Source organism: Mesorhizobium sp. M0715, from assembly GCF_040320355.1.
In the GTDB taxonomy this organism is placed as follows: domain Bacteria; phylum Pseudomonadota; class Alphaproteobacteria; order Rhizobiales; family Rhizobiaceae; genus Mesorhizobium.
Genome location: NZ_JAMYPL010000013.1, coordinates 16108 through 42158 on the forward strand (window position 1 = coordinate 16108; position 26051 = coordinate 42158).

The window sequence follows — 26051 nt, forward strand, 5'->3', positions numbered from 1 at the left end:
CTGGACCGTGACCCGGTCGTTTGCCGAACGCCGAGATTGACAAGCCATTGCATGGAACCTAAGCACGGGCGGCTGGGGCCGGGGGGTTCAGGCATGTCAAGGAGAGCTTCTTGAAAGGAATTATCCTTGCTGGAGGCAGTGGAACGCGTCTTTATCCACTAACATTAGCAGTCTCTAAGCAAATTCTGCCGATATACGACAAGCCGATGATCTATTATCCGCTGAGCGTTCTGATGCTCGCGGGTATCCGTGAAATTCTGATCATTTCGACGCCGCGTGACCTGCCGATTTTTCGCGATCTGCTTGGCGATGGATCGGAGTTCGGCCTCGACCTGTCCTATGCCGAGCAACCGCAGCCCAACGGGCTGGCGGAGGCCTTCATCATCGGCCGCAATTTCATCGGCAAGGACAACGTGTCGATGATCCTCGGCGACAACATCTATTTCGGCGACGGGCTGTCGCAGCTTTGCCGCGACGCAGCCTCGCGCGAAAAGGGCGCTTCGGTGTTCGCCTATCATGTCGAGGATCCCCAGCGTTATGGCGTGGTTTCCTTCGACAAGGCCACAGGAACGGCGCTGACGATCGAGGAAAAGCCGCAGGTGCCGAAATCCAACTGGGCGGTCACCGGTCTCTACTTCTATGACAACGACGTCGTCGACATCGCCCCTGCCATCCGTCCCTCGGCGCGCGGCGAGCTCGAGATCACGGCGGTCAACAACGTCTACCTCGAGCGCGGCCAGTTGCATGTGCATCGGTTGGGGCGCGGCTTTGCCTGGCTCGACACCGGCACGCATGACAGCCTGCATGAGGCCTCGTCATTCGTGCGCACCATCGAGCACCGCCAGGGCATCAAGGTCGCCTGTCCCGAAGAGATCGCCTTTGAACAGGGTTGGCTGACAGTGGACCAGGTTCTGCGTCGCGCCGACCACCTGGGCAAGAATGAATATGCCGCCTATCTGCGCCGGCGTGTCGTCGACCTGTCGGAGGGCTAGGCGTTGGAGGTCAGGCCCCTTGGCATCGATGGCGTGCTGGAAATCGTTCCGAAGCGACATGGCGACGCGCGCGGCTTCTTCGTGGAAACCTACAATGCCGAGCGCTTTTCGCAGGCCGGCATAGACCTGGCCTTCGTGCAGGACAATCATTCCTATTCCGCCGCGGCGGGCGTCTTGCGAGGGCTTCATTATCAGCTTGCGCCGCGCGCGCAGGACAAGCTGCTGCGCGTCATCCGGGGCAGCATTCTCGATGTGGCGGTCGACATTCGCCGCGGTTCGAAAACCTTCGGAAAATGGGTCGCTCTCGAAGTATCGGCCGAGAAGGGCAACCAGATTCTGGTGCCGAAAGGCTTCGCGCACGGCTTCGTGACGCTCGTGCCCGACACCGAGGTCCTGTATAAGGTGACCGACACCTATTCGCAGGCGCATGATCGGTCGATCCGTTTCGACGATCCCGACATCGGCATCGAATGGCCGTCATTGACCGGCGGGTTCCAGCTCTCGGACAAGGACCTCAAGGCGCCGCTGCTGGCCGCCGCCGAGGTGTTCGCCTGATGGGTTACGTGAGGACAGCGGCATGAATTTTCTGGTGACGGGCGGTGCGGGCTTTATCGGTTCGGCGGTGTGCCGGCATCTGTGCGCCAACCCGGCCTATCGGGTGACCAATCTCGACAAGCTTACCTATGCGGGAAACCTGGCCTCGCTGCGGCCGATCGAGAACGCACACAATTATCGCTTCGCGCAGGCCGATATCTGCGACGAAAAGGCGGTGCTCGACATCCTCCGGCGCGACGATATCGACATCGTCATGAACCTTGCCGCCGAGAGCCATGTCGACCGCTCGATCGATGGGCCGGGCACCTTCATCGAAACCAACATCGTCGGCACCTACAAGATGCTCAATGCCGCGCTGGAATACTGGCGCGGCCTGCCCGAAGACAGGAAGAGCCATTTCCGCTTCCATCATGTCTCGACCGACGAGGTGTTCGGCGATCTTCCCTTCGACGGCGGCATGTTCGTCGAGGAAACGCCCTACGCCCCATCCTCGCCCTATTCCGCCTCGAAAGCGGCCTCGGACCATCTGGTGCGGGCCTGGCACGAAACCTATGGCCTGCCGGTCGTGCTTTCCAATTGCTCGAACAATTACGGGCCCTATCACTTTCCCGAAAAGCTGATCCCGCTGGTCATCCTCAATGCGCTCGATGAAAAGCCGCTGCCGGTCTATGGCGCCGGCGCCAATGTGCGCGACTGGCTGTTCGTCGAGGATCACGCGCGCGCGCTGGAACTTGTCGCGACCAGGGGACTGCCGGGCGAAAGCTACAATGTCGGCGGCAATTCCGAGCGGACGAACCTTGGCGTCGTCGAGACGATCTGCGATCTCCTCGACAGCAGGCGGCCGCGGGCAGGGGGCAAGAGCTATCGCGACCTGATTTCCTTCGTCACCGACCGCCCCGGTCACGATCGCCGCTATGCCATCGACGCCTCGAAGATAGGCCGGGACCTGGGCTGGGCGCCCAATGAGAATTTCGACAGCGGCCTCGCCAAGACCATCGACTGGTTTCTCGACAACACATGGTGGTGGGGACCGATCCGCGAGCAGCGCTATGCCGGTGAACGGCTGGGCGAAGCGCGCAAGGGGGCGGCGTGAGGCTGGTTGTCACAGGACGCGACGGGCAGGTCGCGGCAAGCCTCCTGGAGGCCGGCCAGGCGACCGCCGGCGTTGAGGTCATCGCCATTGGCCGTCCGCAACTCGACCTTTCAAGACCCGACACCGTGATCGAAGCCATCGCGGCCGCGAAGCCGGATATCGTCGTGTCGGCTGCCGCCTACACGGCGGTGGATCAGGCCGAGGATGAGCCCGATCTGGCATTCGCGGTGAACGCCATCGGCGCCGGCAAGGTGGCGGAAGCGGCGGCGCTGCTTGGCGTTCCCGTCATTCATCTTTCGACCGACTATGTCTTCGACGGCACCAAGGACGCGGCCTATGTCGAGACCGACGCGACCGCATCAGCCAGCGTCTATGGCGCCTCCAAGCTTGCCGGCGAGCAGGCGGTTGCATCGGCCAATCCGCGCCATCTGATCCTGCGCACGGCATGGGTCTACAGCCCGTTCGGCAAGAATTTCGTCAAGACCATGCTGCGGCTGGCCGCCGACCGCGACGAGATCGCGGTGGTGGCCGATCAATGGGGAAATCCGACATCTGCACTTGATATCGCAGACGCAATCCTGCATGCGGCGGCACAGCTGCACGAGGGCGCCGCCACATCCGGCATCTATCATCTGGCCGGAACCGGCGAGGCCAACTGGAGCGGCTTTGCCCGCCATATCCTCGACACAAGCCGCGTGTTGGGTGGTCCCTGGGCGCGGGTACGGGACATTGCTACGATGGACTACCCAACCAAGGCGCGCCGCCCCGCCAATTCCCGGCTGTCGAGCGCGAAATTCGCGGCGGCGTTCGCGTGGGATGCGCCGGACTGGCGGCAATCGACGGAGGCGGTGGTGCACCGACTCCTAGCCAGTGAGATGAAACAAGTATTGACGGCATGAACAAGCACCCGTCACCCGAGACCTTGCGCGATGCGATGCCTGCTGGCAAGGCACGCGCCAAAGCCAAAACGGCAAGGCCTGCAAAGCAGGCTCTTTCACTTCGTGACCTGTACGACGCGCATCGCGGCAAAGTGTCGGATAAATGGTCGATCTATCTCAGCACCTACGACGATATTTTTTCAGAGTATCGAGACAGGCCGGTTCGAATCCTGGAAATCGGAGTTCAGAATGGCGGATCCCTGGAGATATGGCAGAAATATTTCCCCAATGCTGAAATAATCGTTGGTTGTGACGTCAATCTGGCTTGCGGGAATCTCGTTTTCGACAGCCGGAAGATAAAGATCTCCGTAGGTGACGCCAATACTGATGAAACAGAGCGCGACATCATCTCGATGTCGGAAAAGTATGATATTATAATTGATGACGGATCGCACCTATCCTCGGATATAATACGCTCGTTCGCACGATATTTCCCCCATCTTTCCGAAGGGGGCATGTACATCGCCGAGGATTTGCATTGCAGTTACTGGCAGGAGTTCGAGGGCGGTCTCTACGATCCGCTTTCCTCAATCTCGTTTTTCAAACGCCTGCTTGATGTAGTCAACCATGAGCATTGGGGACTGGATCGTCGTCGGGTCGATGCCTTGGCGACTTTCGCCGACAGGCACAAAGTCACATTCGATGAGGCTTCTCTCGCGTCGGTTCATTCCGTCGAGTTCTTGAACTCGCTTTGCATTGTCACGAAGCTGCCTATTCCGGAAAACGTCCTGGGCGCGCGCAACGTGCACGGGCGGGTCGCGCTCGCCGACGGGAGCGTGGTTCTTCTCGACGAGACGAAGAGCAAGGCGATCGATCAAACCGGAAATCCATGGTCGTTGAAGGCAACAACGATGGAGGAGGAGATCGAAACCAACCGGAAATTGGTGGGGCATCATGGGGCGCGTATCGAGGCTTTCTCCAGCGAGATGGCTGAAATGCGAGAACAAATCCGGACCTACAAAGACGAGATCTCAAGCGCAAGGACACAAGTCAGCGCAAGAGACGACGAGATTGCTCAAGGGCGGACACAGATCATTGCGAGAGACAAGGAGATCGAGCTCCTGCAACAAAATTTGTCGATGGCGCACAGGGCGACGAGTGCGCTGCTTGCGGATCGCGACGAGGCGCGATCCGAGGAAATCCGGTTGCATGAGGTTCTCGATGCCGTTTATGCCAGCACATCCTGGCGAGTGACCAAGCCTCTGCGGGGGATTGGGAGCCGCGTCCGCGCTATCGGCGATGTTCGCATACGGGTCCGCCGCTTGGCGATTCGGGGTGCCTACGGTTGTTGGCACAATCTGCCGCTCTCCATCGACCTCAAGCGAAAATTGAAGAGAGCGGCGTTTTCGACCTTTCCTTCGCTGTTTGGCGTTACGAATGCCTACCGCGCCTGGAGAAGCATGGAGGCACCCCAAGCGCCTGTGGGCAGCAACGAGATGGTCTTGCGCGGGGCGCTGGTCAGTTCCGGCCCGATCTTCTCGCCCGAACCAGTCTATGTGCCGCTTCTCGATGCGCCGCCGTTGCTCCAGAAGCCGGTGCGCGTCATCGCGTTCTACCTGCCGCAATTCCACCCGATCCCCGAAAACGATGAATGGTGGGGACAGGACTTCACCGAATGGTCTAATGTCCGGCCCGCTGAGCCGCAATTTATCGGTCACCACCAGCCGCACGTGCCGGATACGCTCGGCTACTACGACTTGCGCGATACTGCTGTGCAGCATCGCCAGATCGAAATGGCAAGGCTCTATGGAGTGGAAGGCTTCTGCTTCTATTTTTATTGGTTCGGCGGCAAGAGGCTCCTGGAAAAGCCGCTCGAAAACTGGCTCGAGGATAAGCGCCTCGACATGCCATTCTGCGTCTGCTGGGCCAACGAGAATTGGTCGCGCCGCTGGGACGGAATGGACCAGGAGATCCTGATCGCTCAGGATCACTCCCCCCAGGATGATCTCGCGTTCATCGCCGAGGTCGCGCCCTATCTTCGTGACCCTCGCTACATCCGCATCAATGGCAAGCCGCTGTTGCTCGTCTATCGGCCAAGCCTGCTCCCGGCGGCGGCTGAGACAGCGCGGCGCTGGCGGACTTGGTGCCGGGAGAACGGCATCGGCGAGATTTTCCTGGCCTACACCCAGTCCTTCGAATCTGTGCCCCCCCATCGCTACGGGTTCGATGCCGCCGTGGAATTTCCGCCAAACAATTCCGCGCCGCCAAATGTCACGCATACAGTGACGCCGCTGCATGAGGATTTTGCCACGACCGTCTATGACTGGTCGGTATTCCCACAACGCAGCGAAACCTATTCATCCCGCAAATACAAGCTCTTCCGTTCGGTTTGCCCGGGCTGGGACAATACCGCACGCCGCAAGCGCGGCGGCACGGTGTTCATCAACAACACCCCCGAGCTGTATCGCAGATGGCTGGACAATGCCATTGAGGACACCTTGGCCCATATTAGCGAGCCATCCGAGCGGGTGGTTTTCGTCAATGCCTGGAACGAGTGGGCGGAAGGCGCTCACCTGGAGCCCGATAGCGTTAACGGCCACGCCTATCTGCAAGCGACCCGCGACGCTTTGGAGGCGGCGAAGGGGAAGTCCAAGGCCAGGATTGCAATCGTTTCCCACGACGCCCACCCGCATGGGGCGCAATTGCTGGCTCTCAATCTGGCCAAGGGATTCAAGCAGCTTGGTTTTGAGCCCGATCTCATCGTGCTGGGCGACGGGCCGCTGCTCGGCCGTTTCGCCCACGCCGCGACCGTGCACAGGATCGACTTGCCTGAACAAGGCGATGCCGATGTGTTGAAACGTCTGGCCACCATTAGAAACAACGGTGCCGAGGTCGCCGTCGTGAATACCACCGTATCCGGAAAGCTCATCCCGCTGCTGAAGCAGGCAGGGTTCCGCACCGTTTGCCTCGTCCATGAACTGCCCGGAATATTGGCGTCCTACGGTCTTGCTGACGCAGCCGCAGCCATTGTTGAGAACGCTGAAACGGTCGTTTTCCCAGCCGAGATCGTCAAAGCCGGATTCGAAGAGTTTGTTGGCCAACCGGTCAGCCAGTCGGTAGTCAGGCCGCAAGGACTCTATCTGCGTACGCCCTATCTCGCCGATGATCGCCGACAGGTCCGCGAGGCGGTTCGCGCAAGATTAGGGCTTTCGACAAACGCGAGCATCATCCTGTGCGCGGGCTATGCCGACCATCGCAAGGGCCTCGATCTTTTCCTTGATGCTTGCCTCAAGGTTGTGGCATCCAGGCCGGATGCGGTTGCAGTCTGGGTCGGTCATGTCGATACTGTCTTTCACGCCAAGCAAATGCGGCGGGTGAAGGAAGCGGGACTTGAGGGCAGCTTCGTCTTTGTCGGATTGGTGGAAAATCCGCAGGAATACTATTTCGCCGCTGATATCTACGCCTTGACCTCGCGTGAAGATCCATTCCCTTCGGTGGTGCTTGAGGCGCTGGATGCCACAGTGCCGGTCGTTGCCTTTGAGGGCGCTGGTGGCTTCCAGGATCTGCTGAAGCGGGATTGCGGAATCCTCGTGCAGGCATTCGACACCGATGCGATGGCCGAGGTCATTGGCAATCTGCTCGACAATCCAAGTGAAGCCCGGCGTCTCGCCAGCGTTGGCCGCGATATCGTCCGCCAGGAGTTCAGCTTCAGCCAATACCTGCATGATCTGCTGATTTACGCCGAAAAGCCATTGCCGCGGGTGTCGGTCATCGTGCCTAACTACAACTACGCCCGATACTTGGGCGCACGTCTAGGCTCCATTGTCGATCAGACGATAAAGCCCTACGAGTTGATCGTGCTTGACGATGCTTCGACCGATGATAGCGTCGAAGTCATCGAGAAATTTCTGGCCGGTTGCGACATTCCATACCGGCTGGTGGCCAATGCGCAGAATTCAGGATCGGTATTCCGCCAATGGATGCGGGGGGTCGAAATGGCGCGCGGCGATTATGTCTGGATCGCCGAAGCCGACGACCTCGCCGATCCCGATTTTCTGGCCGAGCTTCTGCCCGCCTTCGAACGCGAGGAGGTGGTGATGAGCTATTGCCAGTCGCGACAGATGGACGGCGCCGGCCGGGTCTTGTCCGAACACTATCTCGACTATGTGTCGGACATCGACCGGTCTCGCTGGACGAAACCCTACGTCGTGGACGGCCGCCGGGAAATCGCCGAGGCACTTTACCTCAAGAACACCATTCCGAACGTCAGCGGCGTCTTGTTTCGAAGGGAGGCGCTCAGGAATGCGATGGCCAAACACAGCGAAGAGATCATGTCGTTGCGCAACGCCGGGGATTGGGTGACATATTTGCGTCTGCTCGAAAATGGTTCGATCGCTTTTTCCCCGCGTTCGCTCAATTCACACCGCCGGCATCAGTCGAGCGTAACCATAGGAAATTTCGATCTCAGGCACCTACAGGAGATCAGGCAGGTACAGGCCGATACAATCCGCAGCCACGATCTTGGACCTGCCGCGCTCGAACGAGCGAGCATCTACAGCCGTGAACTCAGTGAACGATTTGGTATTCCAATTCAAGAATGACGACGCTGGTGACTGTGGGGAATTAGATGTCTACAGAGCGTCGAGGAGACTTTAGTGAGAGTTCTTTTTCTGGGAGCGTCAATAGCTCCGCATCCCGACCCGCAGATTGCCTTTGAAAAGAAATTCGAAGTCATTGGATATAACACCGGAAATCTTCTGATAGGACAGTCTCTGTTCGAGGAACTTCGCTTTGAAGAATTCGGGCAGGGGTTGGGCTATTCCCCGCAAGAGGCAAACGAACGTTTCGACATCATAGCTATCTCAGCGGCAAATTTCATTTTCAAGAATTTTGATTTGTCCTATTTGGCTGACTTCATAGAACCGACCAAGCTGCCATGCGTGGTCGCCGGCCTCGGTGCGCAAGCACCCGCCATCGGCAACAAAGTCACAGATATTCCCGAGGGCAGTAAACGCTTTCTTCATATAATATCCGAACGCAGCAAGACCGTGGGCGTGCGAGGTCATTTTACGGCCGAGGTCATGAATGACTTTGGGATAAAAAACGTCAGCGAGGTAGGATGTCCCAGTCTGTTTCGCAAATTGCGTCGTGACCTGAAAATAAAGCGGCCGGGAACAGACGCCAGCCTGAGGGTTTCGGTGAACGGATCACGAAACGTATTTTTGCATTCGGCCAATCCCGAAGCTGCCCGGCGCGTTGAAGCTGATCTTTTGAAATTATCTATCGATAGAAAGTATCCCTACGTCCTGCAGAACGAAGAACCAGAAATGGCAATGCTCCGTTCTGGAGAGGGGAATAAAACCGATTTAGAGAACGCTCAGGCAATTATCAACCAGCTGAATATGGGCATGGACCCGTCGCTCTATGTAAAGCATATCAAAGAGAACGCAAAAATGTTCTTCGACCTGGCGGAATGGGATAGTTACATATCAAGGTTTGATTACACTGTCGGGACACGCTTCCACGGAAACCTGATCGCGTTGACCAACGGCGTTCCCGCGACCATAATTTCCCATGACTCAAGAACCACGGAGATGGCGGAACTTATGAGCATCCCGCACGTCCCTGTCGGTAAAGTGGGACAATTGGACGTCCGCGAGCTCGTGCAGGCTGGCGACTATGATGCCTTTCAGCGCAAGTACACCGTTCTATATGATCGTTTTGCCCAGTTCCTTTCGAACAATGGAGCCAACCACAGGCTGGAATAGCACCATGAAGTGGTACTTTTTCGCGATGCGAACCGATCCGCGCGAGCACGCCAAGTGCGCCGCCGTCTCGGTTAAACGCGATCTCCCGCTATCCCTGCCGCGAAGTAGAAAAGGTGTGCCCATTTGGGAGAGTTGCCCCAAAGTGCGGCGACCCACCTTCGTTGCTTGCCAAAGCCCAGTCGCTAAACGGAGGGCTGCATCAGCACCGACACTTGGAACGGGTCAATGATCGATCGATCATGTCCCACTATATCCCAACCGTCACCGCCCAAAAAGTCGATCTCGCAAGAGATGTCCCCATAGGTTTCGCCTTCGACGCCACCGTGAGGAAGATAAGCAAATCCGTTAAGGCGATGGTTCGACTGCATTTTCGCAGCGACCGAAGTCTTTCGAATCCCATCGATAAAAGGCCAGAATTCAATTGGTCGAATAGTGGCCACGAACAATCCACCAGGCTTGATGTGTTTGCGAACTGCCATAAGGCAGGCTTTCGCGCTCGAAGGCGCCAGATGTGTGAATACCGAGAATGCGAAGATCAGATCGAACTTCTGGTCGTCGACTGGTAGCACGGAAGGAATCCGCTCCGATTGAGCGAACATGCCAGGCAATCTTGCCTCTCTACACAAGCTGAGAGACTTATCCCAGGCGTCAATACCCCATATGGACGATGGATCGCTGTAGTAGTACATCATGCGCAAGATGCGTCCGTAGCCACATCCAAAGTCGAGAATATCAGAGCCCGCCAGCGGCTTTTTGGTATGTCGGGTATAATTGTTTTCAAGTTGTCGGGCGAACGACGCGGTTTGCCGGTACAGATCGAGACCGGATGCCCCGGTCCAGGTCTTCTGGACTTCGTCACTGGCCATCGCGGGCAGAAGACGTGACAAACTGGGATAATCCTTGTTCGGCAAGGAAATCATGAAGAGGCCGAAGTCGTCCAGGCTCATTCGGCGAAGAAAAACGAGAGCCTCTTCAGTTGTGCACCCGTTGGCCGCCTCGCGTTCGGCGGCATTCAAATGTGGGAAGGCTGTTGAGAACATGCTAATATTCTTGCTCTTTCTGGCGCTGCCTGGGAACACATAGCCGTCTAACATGCGACGGATTGCGGTCAACGAATTAATAGTCAAAGAAATCACCACAGAATACTAGCCCAGCTGGACTCGCTGATCCACGATCCAAATGGTTGGACTAACAATCTCGAATCGAGGGTTCTCCGTACCCTAAATGTAACACGCTGCCGCAGCCGGGCGATATCGGCGACGCCAAGGTTCGAAAGCGAAAAGGCCATTAAGCTGGCCAGACTCGACCGAAGCGAGATCGTAAGGCCATGCCGGGCCTTTCTATATACCGATAACTCAGCAAGGATAGTGGTATCAACATCGCAAGAGTTGCTACCACTGAGGCAAGGAACGGCAAGGATGCTCCATCGAAGGATGCGTAAACCGTCCGGTACAGGCCCACCCGATCCAGGATGACGATAACGACCGGATGCCAGAGGTAAATGCTGAAACTGGCGTTGCCGAGCAGCTTCGCAGCCGGATTCACGAACCATCTTTGCGGATACAGGGAAACTCCCACGACAGCGCTCGCCAACGTCACCGCCCAAGCGGTTTTGACGCCGGAACCGCCGCTTGACCCAAGTATCGTTCCGAAGAGTACGGCAATCTGGCTCGTGAAACAGATCAGGCCAACGATTGTCAGAAGACTGGCAGCAAAGACTATTCGGCCAATCTGGGGGGAAGTGCGACAAACCCCCAGCCAGACATAATATCCCGCTATCCCTGCAGCAAAATAGAACAGTTGAGCCACTAGAGAAAAGTGGCCAAAGAGCGCTAACGCGCCCCCCGTTCCTTGGAATGCCAACGCCCAGTTGGCCGCCAAGAATACTGCTACCGCAAGAAACACCACAGAACGAGCTAGACCGGTGATGGCAAACACCAGCAGCGGCAGGATGGCATAGAACGCCATCTCGACACCGATGGACCATGACGCCATGACGAATCCGGTCACGTGGTTCGGCACAAAGTTGAAGATGAACAGTGCTGAACTGAGGAATTGGGAAAGAGGGACTGTCGTCTTCCATACTATCCAGCAGAACGGTATGTAGAACAGCATTATGAAATAGAATAGAGGCGCGATGCGCAGCAAACGCCGAAGGTAAAATTCTCGCAATTCCTGCCGCGTCTCGATCCTGCCACTATACCCGACAAAGAGACCGAATGCGCTGACTATGTAAAACAGCGGCACTCCGTTGCCGAAATGCGTCGGCACGAACCATAGGTAGCCGGGGATCTGCAGTTTTGGCAGCGCAATCAGATGAACAAGGACAATCGACAACGCCGCGTAGCAACGCATTGCCAGAAGTCCCGGGAGCTCAATTCGCGAATGCGCATCCTTTACTACGAATCTCCTATCGATCTCGACGTTCATTCTGCCCTCGACTATCTTGCAGCGACCTTAATAATTCCCACACTGCTTCACGACGCTCAACGGCTAGCTGCTCCCTCAAGAGCTTGCTGATTTGAGGAGCTGGGCGTCTCACCGAGCCGTATCAGTACGATGTCGTCTTTGATTTCCACGCTACCGGGAGCCGGCCAAACAGGCATGGTCGAAAGATTGACGATCGTTTGAAGTACCTGTTCTTGGTTAGAACCACTCAAATTTGAATAGCCAAGCAATTTCATATAGTAGGCGATCCGCCAGGAATTACCCCCATTCCATTCGAAGAAAGAATAACCGACCGTCGAGTCGGAAGGCTTCGGATAGTTGGTCACAAATGGCTGCGCGCCAAACACACTTAAAGCATAACTGCGCTTTGCGTCAAAACCGGGCGTGGCCGACAGCCTGTCGTATATGGCTCCCGCCAAGAGAGTATCGTGCTTGTCGACCAGATAATTGGATGCTTGGCGATAGTTCTGAACGACCTGAATCTGGAAAAGCGCCACCGCCAGCAAGATGGCCGAGGCTGCGCGGATTCTGGAGTTTCTGCTCGTCACCGCGACATAGGCAAACAGCCATACGGCAATCGGCACCCCGATGAGGCTCCTGACAGGCATGCTGCCCGCGGCAAGGAAGTGAAAGCCGAAGGGAACAAGCAATGAAACGAAGGCAACTGCCGTCAACAGCAATTTCGTGCGGGGCAATTCCTTCAAGAGCGCCCAGCCGCCCAGGAGCAACAAGAGCGGGATTGCCCACAATGCAACGCCGTATGTGCGCTGGTCCAGGCCATAGATCCCGCCTATCGCCTCAATCACGCGCCCGACAACGGTGATAGGATGTTGAAGCAGAAAGTTTGGCTGGGAAAGCGAGTCGAAATACTCGTTTCTGCCGGGGGCGAACGATCTGAAAATGATGTCGCCGATGACATAGAACAATATTGCGCCGGCCAGCAGAATACCGATCCGAAGCAGGTCTTTCGGCAACGATACGCTGCTGCCGGACCGTGCTTGCAGAATTGAGATCGCAATGCCCAGGACCAGAATTGCCGGTGCGAAACTCTGATAGATCGAGATTGCGAAGGCGCCGACTCCCACAGCTCCGAGAAAGCGAGGGCTGAGTGGGGAAACCTCCTCCTTTCGGATCAGCCAAAGCGCTAGAGCGGTCGCGAACAGGCCGACGCCGATAGCGGCAATGTTCGAATAAAATTCGACGATAAAAAACCAGGTCGGGAAAGCACAGAAAATCGCAAAACATGCGTACTCAGCGATGGAGAGCTCTTGCTTGTTGATGACATCCATGACGAGGAGGTAGGCGGCCACGCAACCGGCGCCAAAGACGGCCGGAGCCAGGAAAGGCATGACCGGATGAGGAATAAGGAATCTCTCGATCAGATACGCGCCCCAGCGTCCCTGAAGAATCCAGATCGACGCGTCCGTTCTGAAGGCGGTTACTTCGTCATCGATTGACAGCGGAAAGGAAGCCAATTCGGAAAAATACATCGCGACGAAAATCGCAAAGAGATTAATGGCTGGTCGTATTGTGCTCGGTCGCGTCAGCATGATCTGCGGAGTATCCATCGAGAAATCACGAAGTTGAGGATGGTCGTGATGGCAAGGGTGACAAAGAAGGCTGCTGCAGCATTTTGCAGAACGCTTTCAAGCGTTTTGAGGGCTGCTAGGCCGAGCACGAACACGACCGCAATCGACGCCCCGATTGCCAGTCGATCGGCGATGCCCGTGCGGCCGCCGGGAAAGACGCGATCGGGATAGAACACCATTACGAACACAAGTCCTGTCAGCCAAGCGAGCGCGTAAGACAAACTTGAGGGCAGGACGACAAGGCCGGCAAAATAGACAAGGCTGGTCAGGGCGGTATTCAGTCCGCCGGCGACAAGAAACCGGACGGCGTCTCCGCCAATGCGATCAGCGGTCATCCTGCCTGACCGTATCCAGGAAATCCGCATAGTCCCTGATGTAATCGCCAGCATCATAGTTGTGCGAAGCCATGACCAGCAATGCTGTATCGGGTTGGAATTTATACTGAATTCCCCAAATGCCGGGCGGAATGTAGAGGCCGATCGAGGGTTCGGTCAACGAAACCTCTTTTCTCTCATGGCCGTCGTCAACGACAACGGACAGGCGGCCATGGGCCGCGATCAGGAATTGATGGCACTCGCGATGCGCATGCTCACCCCTGACCTTGTCGGAGGGAACGCCATAAACCAGAAAGGACCGGGCCGGCTTAAACGGTAGGTTTGCACCGAATTCGAGCGGGGCGAGTTCGCCTCGCAGATCGCTAAAATGCGGCAGCCGCCAGAGCTCGGTACCACCGACCCCAAGCGACATTTTCTCGCCCACTGCGCCGGGGAGGGTTTGCGTCAAGGCTGGCACGATCTTCGGGCCGGTCTGGTAGCCGACGATGACTGCGGGATTTCCGACCACGACGGCATTGGCAGGGACGCTCTTGGTCACCACGGCGCCGGCGCCGACCATCGCCTGGCGGCCGACGACTATGCCCGGCAGGATTGTGGCATTGGCGCCGATGGAAGCGCCGTCCTCGATCATGGTCAGCAGAAACGCCTCGGGATATTCCTTGGAGCGTGGGAAGCGATCATTGGTGAAGGTCGCATTCGGGCCGACAAACACACGATTGCCCAGGCGCACCCCGTCCCACAGTTGGACGCCGCTCTTGACAGTCACGTCATCGCCGACGATCACGTCGTTCTCGATGAAGACGTGATCGCAGATGTTGCAGTTCGAGCCGAGCACGGCCCCAGGCAGCACGTGAGCGAAGGCCCAAATACGCGTTCCGTCGCCGACATGGGAGCTTTCGCAGATACCCCGTTCGTGCACGAAAAATGGCTTGGCGTTCATTTCGCTGTTCCGTCAACGACGCGGCTGATGATCCGAAGTGGGCGCGATTTGGTGTTTTCAACTGCCCGCCAGAGATAGCAACCAAGAATCCCTTGGACTAGAAGGCTGGCCGAACCGAAGCCCGTGATCAGCAGCACCAGTGTCGTATAGCCAGCGGGGTCTATATTGCCAAGCAGCCGTGCAATCACGGTAACGACTGCAAATAGGAGACTTAGCGCACAGCCGGCAAATCCTACCCAGAGGGTGAGCATTATCGGAAAATCAGAGAACGAGAAAATGCTGTCCATCATGTATCGGAACCGCCGTGCCATGCCCCAGGCGCTTGTTCCGTGCTTTCGTTCGCGCCGCCGATAAGGCACGAATTCCCGCCTGAAGCCGACCCAGAAAAGTTGTATGACAAGCGAGCTGTTCGGCTCCTCGATCGAGAGGATCGCTTCCAGAACCTGACGGTTGCAGGCGAAGATATCCACTCCGCCACTCGGCATGCTGGGCAGGACGAGCCTGCGGTAGGCCGACCAGAAAGCCCTCGACAGAAATTTGGTCAAGGGCGGATCGCTACGCCCGGTTCGCTGCCCAAACACGACGTCAGCCTCGTCCTTTTCCAGCTTCGAAAAGAATTCGACGATCAGTTCAGGCGGCTCCTGCAGGTCGGCGGCCATCGCAGCGACCTGGTCACCCGAAGCGTGTTCGAGCCCGGTTCGAATAGCAGTGAACGAACCAAAGTTCCGGCTATGGAAGATGATCTTGTAATCATAGCCCGAGCCTTTCAATTCCTTGATCAGCAGCGGGCCGGATTCGTCCGGCGACCCGTCGACGACGAAGACGAACTCGATGTCGCTATGATATCTGGAGTGGAAATCGGCGACTGCGCCCAGGAGGGAAGGGATGTTCGCCTGATTTCGATAGATCGGGAAAACGATCGAGCGTGTTGTCACATTGTCTCCCATTCGCGGAGGGCCAGGCAAACCCGCTCTACCTCGTCGTCCCTCATATCGGGATAGCAGGGGACCGAACAGAGACGGCTGACGCTGGCCCTCGAAACGGTGAGATTTTCGCTCCCCATCATCGGTAAGTCCGCCCAGCCGACTTGGTCGCAATCCAGCACAGGGTAGTGTATGTCAGTGTCGATGCCGCGCTCTTTCATGAACGCCCTGAAGGCGTCCCGGTCGTCGCAAAGCGCGACCGCGAGGTGCGCGACAGCGCCTTCGCCACCTTCCAGGAACTGGAATCGACGCCCGGCAACCGACTTGTACTGGTCTAGGATGCCACGCCGCTGCTGGTTGCGTCTATCCACATCGCCCAGCAAAACGTCCAGTATCGCGGCTTGAACTTCATCCATGCGGGAGTTGCGGCCGTTGGGCACGCCGACATGATATTTTGAACTCCAGCCATATTGTTGCAGTTGCCGTACATGCGCGGCGGTTGCCGTGTCGGAGGTAAGAACAGCGCCGCCGTCCCCCATGGCTCCGAGATTTTTGGTTGGGTAAAAGCTGAACGTGGAGATATCCCCCAGCGAGCCTGCAACGTCGCTTCCGATTCTCGCCCCGTGCGCCTGCGCGCAATCTTCCACGATTGGAATGTGCGAGAGGCCAGCCTGCTCAAGTCCGTCCCGGATGGCGCGGACATCAACGACGCCACCATAGAGGTGGGTGGCGACGATCGCAGCGGTGTCTGCGCTGGCTGCTTTCAGTACCGATTGAAGGGCTATGAGTTGGCTGGCTGGTTCGATATCGACGTAGTGCGGAACGAGATCATTCTGCCAGCAGGCACAACTGGCATAGCCCCCCGCATTGGCGGCGACGATCACCTCGCGCCCGTCGTAGCGCTTGGTCACTGCGGCCAATGCAAGTTCGAGCGCATCCGTCCCATTGGCCACGAGAACGCATTCCGAAACACCTATGAATCTGGAAAAATTTGCCGCAAATCTTTTGCCGATAGCGCCATTGAGCCACCATCCCGAACGTAGCGTGTTCACTACCTCACTCTCGATTTCGACCTGGTAGCGCTGATACAGGCGCTTCAGATCATTCATGGGAACAGATTCTTGTCTCGTCATCGGTAACTCAACGGCTCGAGCGCAATTCATTTTAGTAACGTCCGCAGGGCGCAACGCTGGCATACTCAACTACAGCAGGTGCGACGAATTGGGAATCTGAACTGCGAGCATATAGTATCCGGGAAGAGTACCTTTAAGACTTAGCTCGCGTTCCAGCCCTCTTTGCAGGTTTCGTCGTGAAGGCTTCGACCCTTCCGTTCTTAAGCGTCATTCTCTTCGTACATACGCTTTCGAGCAGGCTCTCATTGTGGGTCGCCAGGACGATGATGCCTGCCTTCTCTGCCAGTTCATCCATGCGTCGCTTGGCTTTTTCTTGAAATTGGGCGTCGCCGGCGCCGATCCACTCGTCCATCAGCAGAATTTCGGGGTCAAGGGCTGTAGCCGCTGAGAAAGCAAGGCGAGCGGCCATACCCTGGCTATAGGTTTTGAAGGGGACATCGATAAAGTCGCCAAGTTCGCTGAAGGCGATGATCTCCGGCATTTTTTCTTGGATCTCGGCCTCGGTCCACCCGCTGATCAAACCCCTCAGAACAATGTTTCGCCGCCCCGTCGCTTCGGGGCGAAATCCTATGTTGATGTTGAACAAAGCGTCGACTTTGCCTTCAATGGCTACTGTGCCGGCCGATGGCTGATAGATGCCGTACAACACCTTGAGCAGTGTCGTCTTGCCGGCCCCGTTTGGGCCGACCAAGCCCAAACGGTCGCCCGCTTTGAGTTCAAAGCTGACATCTTCCAGCGCCTGCACGACCTGCTTGCCGCCGGATCGTCCGATTTTGCCTCCAAGACCACCCAGGCGCCGGTCAGGCGCCGTAAGCGTCAATTTTTCGTAGAGGCGGTAGGCGAGGCTGACATTGTCCAGCTTGATGGAAATCATTTTGAGCTCAGATCAGGAAAACGACGCGCTTGCGATATCCGCCCAGCAGCAGCAACGCAACCGCCCAGAAAGCCAAGGAGATGTAGGCTGTCACAACAAAGGGATGCGTTGGGAATTCGCCGCTCGCGATTGGCGCACGCACCACTTCCAGGAAATATGTGAACGGATTCCAATGATAGGCATAGTTCTGTATACCGCCTTGCCCATGATAGGCCCAGAAGACTGGCGTAAGAAACGTGCCGACTCGCATGATGTTGCCGACGATGAACTGAGCATCGGGAAAGAATGCGCCCAGGAATGCGAAAACCATTACGATTGCAGGGGTCGCGAGCACAATCAGCAACAACCCCGGGATCGACAAAAGCCACTCAGCGCTGATTCCCAAACCGCTCAGCAGCAGGATGACGATGCAACCCGCGACCGAATAGCTCGCTCGGATGATACATTGCACCGTCAGCCGCATCACATACACGAAGAGTGGCAGCCTCGTACCTTGAATGAAACTGGCTTCGCGCGAGAACAGGGGCACGCTCAGGCTGATCATCTCCATAAGGTAGAACCAGACAACTAGGCCGATCGAGGCATAGGCCGTGTATCCGGCCGAATCCGTGTCCTTGGTCTTGAAAACGAAGATGAAAGTGCCGATGAATGCCAGATAATTGACCAGCATCCAAAGCGGGCCGAGCGTCGTGCGTCTGTGCTGGTCGCCGATGTCCTCATGGGCAAGCGCAATCCAGACCCGGTGTAATCTCATGGCCTTTGAGATGTCGTCAAAAGCGCCGTTTAGTGCCGCAATCATAGCTGGGAGTATCGCAATCCGTTGTTCTGGCGCATTATTCTTCGCTGGCCATAGCGAACCACCAAGCCCGTCTCTAATAGCCATTTCGATGGGCATATGGCAACGCATTGCGTCGTAACGCGGTGGGGAGCAGAGTCAACTGCGGCAAAACTGAACGCATGCTGATGCTGTGTGGCTTATTTAGCGTTTGGTAATGTTGACTTTGCGGCAATCGCCCGAGCAAGATCCATGTTCTCCACTGGACGCCTCTTCCCGAAAAAACCTCTGGCTATGCCCTCGCCCCCGCAGTATGCGATACAGGACGGCGGGGGCCGGGGATGGCACTTGAGTAAGGTGGTTGGTCGCGAAGTATCTTCGTGTTCGCACCTCGCAGGTGTCGATGCCTTTGATCCTGGAGTCTTCTGCCGTCCAATGAATTCTTATCTCGAATCAGTATTAGGGCTCAGGCCACAGATGCGGCGCGCCTTCATCATGGTCCAGGACGTGGTCATGGTCCTGGTCGCCGTGGCGCTCAGCCTCGTCCTTTCGCGGTCTAATCTTTCGTTCGAAGCGCTCTCCAAGGAGGGTCTGGCGACATGGGCGGGCATCGTCGTCATCAGCCATTTGCTGTTCCGCTACAGTGGCCTCTACACCACCGTCTGGCGCTTCGCCTCAACGCCCGACTTCTTCAACATCCTGAAGAGCTGCGCGATTTTGACGTTCACTCTTTACATGGCGTCGCTGCTGCTGCGTTTTTACCGGCCGGTGGCGGGGCTCAACGAGCGTCAGTTCATCGTCTTCTTCCTTGTCTCCTTCACCATCATCTCGGCACCCCGGCTGTTCTACCGCTTCCTGCGTGACGGCGCGAGCTGGGGGATTCTGAGCCGCAAGACCGACATCAGACAGGCCAAGCGCGCTCTGTTCGTCGGCCGGCTCGACGAGGCCGACCTGATCATTCGCTTCACGCGCACGGCGCAACCGGCGGACTATTCCATCGCAGGCATCATGGCGACCGAGCGCGGCGCACCGTTGGGCACGCGGATTCAAGGTGTTCCCGTGGTGGCGGCCATGCCGCGCCTGATCGATGTCCTGGAAGACTATGCGACCGGCACCAAAAGCCTGGACCTGCTGATTTTCGGCAGCGGCGCCGAGCACGAAATCGAGGACTATTCGGAACTCGTGCGCATTGCCCGGCACGGCGACATAAATGTGGTGCAGTTCTCAGGCCTTTCGGAGTTGGAACAGCACGGAAAGCTGGTTCTCGACACCGTTGAGATGGAAACGATCCTGCGCCGTCCGGCGGTCGCGTCCGACATCCAGCGCATCGGCGCCTTTGTCAGCGGCAAACGCGTTCTGGTGACCGGCGGCGCCGGTTCTATCGGCCAGACGCTGGTCAAGCGGTCGCTGGAACTGGGAGCCGAGGCGGTGCTGGTCGCCGACAACTCCGAGTTCGGCATTTTCCAGTTGAGCCAGTATGTTGACGAGAAGGACCATGACCGGCTCAAGGTCCGCATCGTCGATGTCTCGGACCGGCGCCAAATAACGCGTGTCGTCACGGAATTCCGGCCGGACATCATCTTTCACGCCGCGGCGCTCAAACATGTTCCGCTGCTCGAGGAGAACTGGGATTCAGCCATTCAAACCAACATTTTCGGAACGCTCGTCTGCGCCGAGGTTGCCGCCAAGTGCGGGGTTGCGCAATTTGTCCTGATATCGAGCGACAAGGCGGTGGATCCCTCATCAGTGCTCGGCATGACGAAGCGGGCCGCCGAACAGATCATCAGCGCCTTGCATGGCGAGACGGGCGGGCGTGACCCGGCCACCAAGTTCATTGCAGTGCGGTTCGGCAATGTCTTCGGCAGCAATGGTTCGGTGGCGACCATATTCCAGGCGCAAATCGAGGCTGGGGGGCCCGTCACCATCACCGACCGGCGCATGACGCGCTATTTCATGACCGTGGCCGAAGCCGTCGATCTCGTCATCATGTCGGCGGCCGATGCCGCGTCGCGGCAGAGCGGACACGATTATGCCGTCTATATGCTCGACATGGGCAAGCCGGTGCCGATCCTTGAAGTGGCCGAAACGATGATCCGCTTGTCCGGAAAGAGCCCATACAAGGACATCGCGATCCGGTTCACCGGCATCAGGCCGGGCGAAAAACTTCACGAAACGCTGCATGGCGAAGACGAGGAACTCGTCGAACTCGGCATCTCGAAGGTTTTCGGCCTCAGCACGGACGTCGTGGAATGGTCGGATGTCCAGGTCGCGCTCACGGCGCTGCAGCAGTCGGCGAAAAACCAGGACAAGGCTGCCGCGCTCGCCGCATTGGCAGGTCTCGACCGCGCCAAGAAGGCCCGGGAAAGCCCTCATCAGGGCGCGATCCCGAAAACGGCCGGGCAGGCGAGCTAGGCCCGGTTCAGAATTCAGAAAGCGATCTTGGTCGTGAGCAAAGCAGATCTGCGCGTCGCGGTCCTGATGGGCACGAAGGATGGCGCGGCCTTCATCGATGAACAGCTGCAGTCCCTGCTCGCGCAGTCGCACCCTCTGGTCGACCTGTGGATTTCAGACGATGGCTCCGTCGACGGCACGACCGCCATCATCGAGACATGGAAATCCCGCTGGCGGCCCAAAGGTCGGATGACGCTGGTAGAGGGGCCGCGGCAAGGCTTCGCCGCCAATTTCCGCTCCATGATCGTCGACCGACGCATCGAGGCGGACTGCTATGCCTTCTGCGACCAGGACGATATCTGGGAGACCGACAGGCTGGAGAGCGCCATCAGCTGGATGCGGACCCAGGATGCGAAAACCCCGCTGATGTTTTGTTCGCGAACCGCCACCATGACGGAAACAGGAAGTCTTGTCGGCCATTCGCCGCTGTTTGCCCGGCCGCCAACCTTTCGCAACGCGCTTGTGCAAAGCATCGCCGGCGGCAACACAATCCTGCTCAACGCTGCGGCACGCGACCTGCTGGCCAGGGCCTCCACGCGGACCGGGTTCGTCAGCCATGACTGGTGGGCCTATCTCATCGTGACCGCCGCCGGCGGCATCGTCCGCTACGATCCGCGGCCGCTGGTGCGCTACCGGCAGCACGCGGCGAACCTGGTCGGCGCCAACGTGTCCTGGAAGGCAAGGGTGTCCCGGCTTGGCCGCCTGTTCAAGGGGGAATTCGCCGGCTGGACAGACCTCAACCTCGACGGTCTCGCCCTCAATCGCGACCTCCTGACCGAGGACGCGACGGCATGCCTCGACCTTTTCACCCGCGGGCGTAACGGCGGTCTTTTCCGGCGCTTGGCGGGCTTGCGCCAAAGCGGCGTCTATCGGCAGACCGTTTCCGGAAACCTGGGGCTCTATCTCGCTTTCGTCCTGGGGCGCATCTGAACATTGGCACGAGTGCGTGGCACGCTTGGTCAAAAGATCGGCTCATGCTACTTCGACCGGATTGACGGCATTTGCCTGCGGCGTTGCCTCGGGACTTCGGCAGGGAGTACTATCGGCCGTTCATGAAGGCAGCCAAGCAAATCTTCGATATTGCCGGTGCGGCTCTGCTGCTGGTGGCCACATCTCCTGTCTTGGCGCTCACCGTCCTTGCCGTTCGGGCATCGTCGCCGGGCCCGGCTATTTTTTCACAGGTGCGGGTCGGCCGTGACGGTCGGCTTTTTCGCTGCCACAAGTTGCGCACGATGTATGTCGGGACGCCGTCACTGCCCTCGCATGAGGCGCCGGTGGATTCCGTGACATCGGTCGGGAAGGTCTTACGGAAGTTCAAGCTCGACGAGCTGCCACAATTCTGGAACGTCCTGAAGGGCGAAATGAGCCTGGTCGGGCCGCGCCCCTGCCTGCCGACCCAAACGGAGTTGATCGAGTGTCGCAGGCGGCTGGGGGTTTTGGCGGCGCTGCCGGGCATAACCGGCCTGGCCCAGATCAGGGGCATCGACATGTCGAACCCGGAGCTTTTGGCTGAAACGGATGCTGCCTATCTCGGGACGGCGTCGTTCTGGCTCGACCTTCGGATCCTGGCTGGGACGCTCTATCGAAGCTGAGCGGAGCATGATCCCAAAACTGGAAGCCGGTTTTTGGGAAAGGTCATGGTCAAACAGGAAGTCGAGATTTATTGAGCCGCGCTAGCTCGGCCAGCCGCTCCAGCGTGCCGGTTTCAGGCACCCATCCTTGCGATATCAGCAGGGCAGGATCGCATATCTGTGTCGCGGTCATGCTGTCCCAAAATGCCTGCTTGCCCAGCATGGCAGCGGCCGGCCGCATCAGGCCTGCCGGCACGGTCATCAGGCGCATCGGCCGTCCGAAACCCCTGCGAAAGGCGGCGATGATGGCGGTGACTGCGACCGGCGGTACATCGGCGCCGACATAGATCGGGCAAAGTGACCCCGAATGGCTCAGCAGGTGCGACACCGCTCGCACTGCGGCCCCGGCAGACATCAGCGAGCGGATTCCCGTCAAGGCGCCGGTCGGCAGCGGCAGTGCCGTATCGGCCAGGCGCATCAGCGTCGCCAGATTTCCCCTCATGCCGCTTCCATAAACCGGAGGCAGGCGCAACACGGCGGCGTCCGAGCGGCCGTGTAACGCGTAAGCGTCCAAAACCTTGATCTCGCCTTCGCGCTTCGAGCGTCCATAGGCGCATTGTGGGGCAGGAAGCGTGTCCTCGTAGATCGTTGCGCTGACGTGCGCGCCGATCACCGCTCGGATCGAGGAGAGATGGATGAAGCGTCCGCTGGCCTGTGCCGCCGCTGCATGCGCCAGCCGCGCGCTCAATTCCACATTGACCGCCCTGTAATCGGCTTCGGTTGCATTTCCCTGATCATTGTTGAGGCCGGCGCAATGGACCACGTCAGTCATATCCCGGGTCAGTTCCAGGAAGGCGGCGGCCGGCGCGTCGAAACCGGGCATCGGCACAGTCTCGTTTTCCGAACCCAGCCTCTCGGGATGGCGGGAGGCGAGGCGAAGCTCGGCACCGGCTTCGCGAAGGTGGCGCACGACAAGACGCCCGATGAAACCTGTCGCTCCCGTGACCAGAACCTTCATGGGCTTGCCCGAAACAGCTCTTTGCTGACTACTCGCTCTTCCATCACTGGCGCAGGTGCCTGCTCTTCCAACAACGGAACCTGGCGGCCGGAGGCGAGATATGTTCCGCTCACCAGGAAGACCATCAGCACCGAGTCCAGAATGTCATGGCCGATCAGGATGCCTGTCATTCCGGCCGTCAGATAGGTGATCACCACGACGACAATCATGGTCGCGCCGAACCGCTCGCTCGGATCGCTGCTGTTTCGCAAGACCCGGACGGCATTTCCAGCGGCAACGATAAAGATCGCCGCCAGCGTCACGGCGCCCAGAATTCCCGCTTGCACCAAGGCGGTCAGGAAGCCGTTGTGAAAATGGTTGAAGCCTGTGTCCATCGCGAACTGCTCATGAAAGCCCTGCTTGATCAGAAGCTGGGTTGCACCCACACCGTGCCCGAACAGTGGCATGTCATGGAATGCTTTGAGTCCGATCTCCCAAAGCGCAACACGTATTCCCAGCGAGGTGTCGTAGTTGCCGCTGGCTCCAAGCGCACCCCAATCGGAGCGCAAAAAGTCGACCCGCCCGGATATCGCCTGGAAGCTGGAAGCGGCGATCACGACGCCGACCGCCGCCAGCAGCAGCAGCAGGCGAACGGCATTCCTGCCTCTGAGCCTGTGCCGGTTGATCAGCATGACGGCGATACCGGTGATCAGCAGTGCCAGCCAGACGATACGCGAGCCGGAATAGATGACGGCGATCGTCCCGGCCAGTGCCGCGTAGAAGAGGGGTGTCCGGGCTTGCTCAATACCGGACAAGGCGCCAGCCACACACATGACCACGGCAAGGCAGACGACGGTTGCGAACACGATCGGATTTCCAGCTCCCCCCTCGGCCCTGACGCCAATCCAATATTGCTGGATGACGGCTATGAGCAGCGCGACAAAGCAGGCGGCCATGCTGGAAAGCACGATGATGCGGGCAAGCGTGGTTTTCTGCGTGATGCTCCAGGTCGAATAGGACACGGGGAAAAACAGGAAGGTCACCAGCGGGATAAGATGCGGCGCATCCCGGGCGAACGAATTGTTGACGATGGAAGCCAGGAGATTGGAGGCGCAGTAGGCATAGATCGCGACCGTCATCCAGATCATGGGCCGGTCGGCGTTGAAGCGCCTTTTCCGTAAAGCAATCAGCAGGACTGACGAAAGGCCTCCGCCATTGAATACGAAGCTGACCACCGATCCCAGAACCGGTGGAAAAAAGAAGCAAAGGATGGAGAAGTAGTTGTTGATCCGCGAAGGCGTGAATTGCTGTCTCAGGGATGAAAGCCGGGTCAATTTTCGGGCTCGCTGTCTTCGGCAAGTTTCATGCGGCGGATCTGTTTAGCGAAGTTGAATGCGCTCGCCTCGAAATTGCCCATGCCTCATGATGCACTTGCCCGCTTCCCGAGGCTGGTATAGCGGCTGCCCCCCATTTTCGATAGTGTATAGGGCAGATTGCCACCGAAAATCGGCGGCAGGCGCGGGCCGACCAGAGGAAGTCACTTGAAAGCCGCACACTGGTCCATTCAAGCAATATTTTCCCCGCGTTTTCTGGGCCGTTGAGCTTGCGGGCAGGAATTTCCGGGTTTGCCGGCATCTGTGGAAAATTCATTCTCGAACCATGTGCGGCCGGGCCAGTCTTGCATTGTTCTTGACAATGGCGATCTGCTAGAACGCCGGCACGAGAAAGATTGTCCGGAAACAAGGCTCGAACCGGGCGCGAAGAGCTCGATGATTTGAGGCAAGGTCTTCTGTTGGAAGATACGAAAGAACGCCCACGGCCCATGACAACAGCGCTTACGCATCTTCAGCGGCTTGAAGCCGAGTCCATCCATATATTCCGTGAGGTTGCGGCCGCTTTTGCCAAGCCGGTCATGCTCTATTCGGTCGGCAAGGATTCATCCGTGTTGATGCATCTGGCGATGAAGGCGTTTTATCCCGCCAAGCCGCCGTTCCCCTTTCTTCACGTCGACACGACGTGGAAGTTCCGCGAGATGATCGCCTTTCGCGATCAGATGGCGCAGAAACTCGGCTTCGATCTCCTGGTTCATGTCAACGAAGACGGCGTGCGCGACAACATCAATCCGTTCGACCATGGTTCGAACACCCACACCCATGTCATGAAGACCGTGGCGCTGCGCCAGGCGCTCGACAAATACGGTTTCGATGCGGCCTTTGGCGGCGCTCGTCGCGACGAGGAGAAATCGCGCGCCAAGGAGCGCATCTTTTCGTTCCGCAACGCTCAGCATGTGTGGGATCCGAAGAACCAGCGCCCCGAAATGTGGAAGATATTCAACACCCGCATCGCATCGGGTGAATCGATCCGCGTCTTTCCGCTGTCGAACTGGACCGAACTCGATATCTGGCAGTACATCCTGCAGGAAAGTATCCCGATCGTGCCGCTCTATTTCGCGAAGGAACGGCCGGTGGTGGAACGCGACGGCATGCTGATCCTGCGGGACGACGACCGCATGAAACTGCGCCCCGGCGAGACAGTGGAGAACAGGCTGGTGCGGTTCCGCACGCTGGGTTGCTATCCGCTGACCGGCGCCATCGAATCGGATGCCGACACGCTGGAAGCCATCGTCGGCGAAATGCTGACGGCACGCACGTCCGAACGGCAGGGTCGCCTGATCGACCGCGATGAAGCCGGCTCGATGGAAAAGAAGAAGCGCGAGGGGTACTTTTGAC

Annotated in this window: 21 protein-coding genes; 10 read left to right on the forward strand and 11 right to left on the reverse strand. The window is 58.2% G+C overall.

What is annotated here, in order from left to right:
- Positions 1–110: 110 nt before the first annotated feature.
- The 6 genes from rfbA to NKI21_RS17075 are packed head-to-tail and all read left to right on the forward strand — an operon-like array spanning position 111 to position 9286.
- Positions 111–992 (forward strand): glucose-1-phosphate thymidylyltransferase RfbA, encoded by an 882-nt coding sequence (gene rfbA, locus NKI21_RS17050; protein WP_023808535.1) that lies wholly within the window; start codon positions 111–113, stop codon positions 990–992.
- 3 nt (positions 993–995) lie between these two features.
- Positions 996–1547 carry a dTDP-4-dehydrorhamnose 3,5-epimerase gene (rfbC, locus tag NKI21_RS17055; protein WP_023808534.1) on the forward strand — a complete coding sequence of 184 codons (552 nt, stop codon included), beginning with the start codon at positions 996–998 and terminating at the stop codon, positions 1545–1547.
- Between the two features lie 22 nt (positions 1548–1569).
- Positions 1570–2640: a dTDP-glucose 4,6-dehydratase gene (gene rfbB / locus NKI21_RS17060; protein WP_352441351.1), complete on the forward strand. Its 1071-nt coding sequence runs from the start codon at positions 1570–1572 to the stop codon at positions 2638–2640.
- Positions 2637–3539 carry a dTDP-4-dehydrorhamnose reductase gene (rfbD, locus tag NKI21_RS17065; protein ID WP_352441350.1) on the forward strand — a complete coding sequence of 301 codons (903 nt, stop codon included), beginning with the start codon at positions 2637–2639 and terminating at the stop codon, positions 3537–3539. Before rfbB ends, rfbD begins: the two co-directional genes overlap by 4 nt.
- A complete protein-coding gene (locus NKI21_RS17070; RefSeq protein WP_352441349.1) occupies positions 3536–8119 on the forward strand; it encodes a glycoside hydrolase family 99-like domain-containing protein in 4584 nt (1527 codons plus the stop codon). Before rfbD ends, NKI21_RS17070 begins: the two co-directional genes overlap by 4 nt.
- A 54-nt stretch (positions 8120–8173) precedes the next feature.
- Positions 8174–9286: a polysaccharide pyruvyl transferase family protein gene (locus NKI21_RS17075; protein ID WP_352441348.1), complete on the forward strand. Its 1113-nt coding sequence runs from the start codon at positions 8174–8176 to the stop codon at positions 9284–9286.
- Between the two features lie 182 nt (positions 9287–9468).
- On the opposite strand, the gene NKI21_RS17080 is transcribed toward NKI21_RS17075, so the two are convergent.
- From NKI21_RS17080 to NKI21_RS17120, 9 genes are all read right to left on the reverse strand, one after another.
- Positions 9469–10326, reverse strand: a complete 858-nt coding sequence (locus NKI21_RS17080; RefSeq protein WP_352866465.1) for a class I SAM-dependent methyltransferase — start codon at positions 10324–10326, stop codon at positions 9469–9471.
- A 247-nt stretch (positions 10327–10573) separates the two neighbouring features.
- The gene (locus NKI21_RS17085; protein WP_352441346.1) at positions 10574–11716 is read right to left on the reverse strand and encodes an acyltransferase family protein; all 1143 of its coding nucleotides are present in this window, start codon (positions 11714–11716) and stop codon (positions 10574–10576) included.
- 56 nt (positions 11717–11772) lie between these two features.
- The gene (locus tag NKI21_RS17090) at positions 11773–13284 is read right to left on the reverse strand and encodes a glucosyltransferase domain-containing protein (protein WP_352866467.1); all 1512 of its coding nucleotides are present in this window, start codon (positions 13282–13284) and stop codon (positions 11773–11775) included.
- Positions 13278–13658 (reverse strand): GtrA family protein, encoded by a 381-nt coding sequence (locus NKI21_RS17095; protein WP_164748973.1) that lies wholly within the window; start codon positions 13656–13658, stop codon positions 13278–13280. The genes NKI21_RS17090 and NKI21_RS17095 overlap by 7 nt, the downstream gene beginning before the upstream one ends.
- Positions 13648–14598, reverse strand: coding sequence for a WxcM-like domain-containing protein (locus NKI21_RS17100; protein WP_352441344.1), 951 nt, complete (start codon positions 14596–14598; stop codon positions 13648–13650). Before NKI21_RS17100 ends, NKI21_RS17095 begins: the two co-directional genes overlap by 11 nt.
- Positions 14595–15533: a glycosyltransferase family 2 protein gene (locus NKI21_RS17105; protein ID WP_206517162.1), complete on the reverse strand. Its 939-nt coding sequence runs from the start codon at positions 15531–15533 to the stop codon at positions 14595–14597. The genes NKI21_RS17100 and NKI21_RS17105 overlap by 4 nt, the downstream gene beginning before the upstream one ends.
- Complete coding sequence (locus NKI21_RS17110) at positions 15530–16630, reverse strand: DegT/DnrJ/EryC1/StrS family aminotransferase (protein ID WP_164748809.1); 1101 nt, start codon at positions 16628–16630, stop codon at positions 15530–15532. The genes NKI21_RS17105 and NKI21_RS17110 overlap by 4 nt, the downstream gene beginning before the upstream one ends.
- Positions 16631–16787: 157 nt before the next feature.
- On the reverse strand, positions 16788–17528 hold the full coding sequence (locus tag NKI21_RS17115) for an ABC transporter ATP-binding protein (RefSeq protein WP_352441343.1): 741 nt from the start codon (positions 17526–17528) through the stop codon (positions 16788–16790).
- Positions 17529–17535: 7 nt separating this feature from the next.
- Complete coding sequence (locus NKI21_RS17120) at positions 17536–18423, reverse strand: ABC transporter permease (RefSeq protein WP_245273030.1); 888 nt, start codon at positions 18421–18423, stop codon at positions 17536–17538.
- A 357-nt stretch (positions 18424–18780) separates the two neighbouring features.
- Here NKI21_RS17120 and NKI21_RS17125 point away from each other — a divergent pair, with 357 nt between their 5' ends.
- From NKI21_RS17125 to NKI21_RS17135, 3 genes are all read left to right on the forward strand, one after another.
- Entirely contained in the window at positions 18781–20715 is a 1935-nt protein-coding gene (locus NKI21_RS17125) for an SDR family NAD(P)-dependent oxidoreductase (RefSeq protein WP_352795232.1), read from the forward strand.
- 33 nt (positions 20716–20748) lie between these two features.
- A complete protein-coding gene (locus tag NKI21_RS17130; protein ID WP_352441341.1) occupies positions 20749–21684 on the forward strand; it encodes a glycosyltransferase family 2 protein in 936 nt (311 codons plus the stop codon).
- Positions 21685–21806: 122 nt separating this feature from the next.
- Positions 21807–22346 carry a sugar transferase gene (locus NKI21_RS17135; protein WP_352441340.1) on the forward strand — a complete coding sequence of 180 codons (540 nt, stop codon included), beginning with the start codon at positions 21807–21809 and terminating at the stop codon, positions 22344–22346.
- A gap of 49 nt (positions 22347–22395) precedes the next feature.
- Here the strand turns inward: NKI21_RS17135 and NKI21_RS17140 are convergent, their stop codons facing one another.
- Together NKI21_RS17140 and NKI21_RS17145 are read right to left on the reverse strand one after the other, a co-directional pair.
- On the reverse strand, positions 22396–23343 hold the full coding sequence (locus tag NKI21_RS17140; RefSeq protein WP_352441339.1) for an NAD-dependent epimerase/dehydratase family protein: 948 nt from the start codon (positions 23341–23343) through the stop codon (positions 22396–22398).
- Positions 23340–24656, reverse strand: a complete 1317-nt coding sequence (locus tag NKI21_RS17145; protein ID WP_352441338.1) for an O-antigen ligase family protein — start codon at positions 24654–24656, stop codon at positions 23340–23342. Before NKI21_RS17145 ends, NKI21_RS17140 begins: the two co-directional genes overlap by 4 nt.
- 488 nt (positions 24657–25144) lie before the next feature.
- Between NKI21_RS17145 and cysD the strand changes: the two genes are divergently transcribed.
- Positions 25145–26050 carry a sulfate adenylyltransferase subunit CysD gene (gene cysD, locus NKI21_RS17150; protein WP_023808519.1) on the forward strand — a complete coding sequence of 302 codons (906 nt, stop codon included), beginning with the start codon at positions 25145–25147 and terminating at the stop codon, positions 26048–26050.
- Position 26051: the final 1 nt, after the last annotated feature.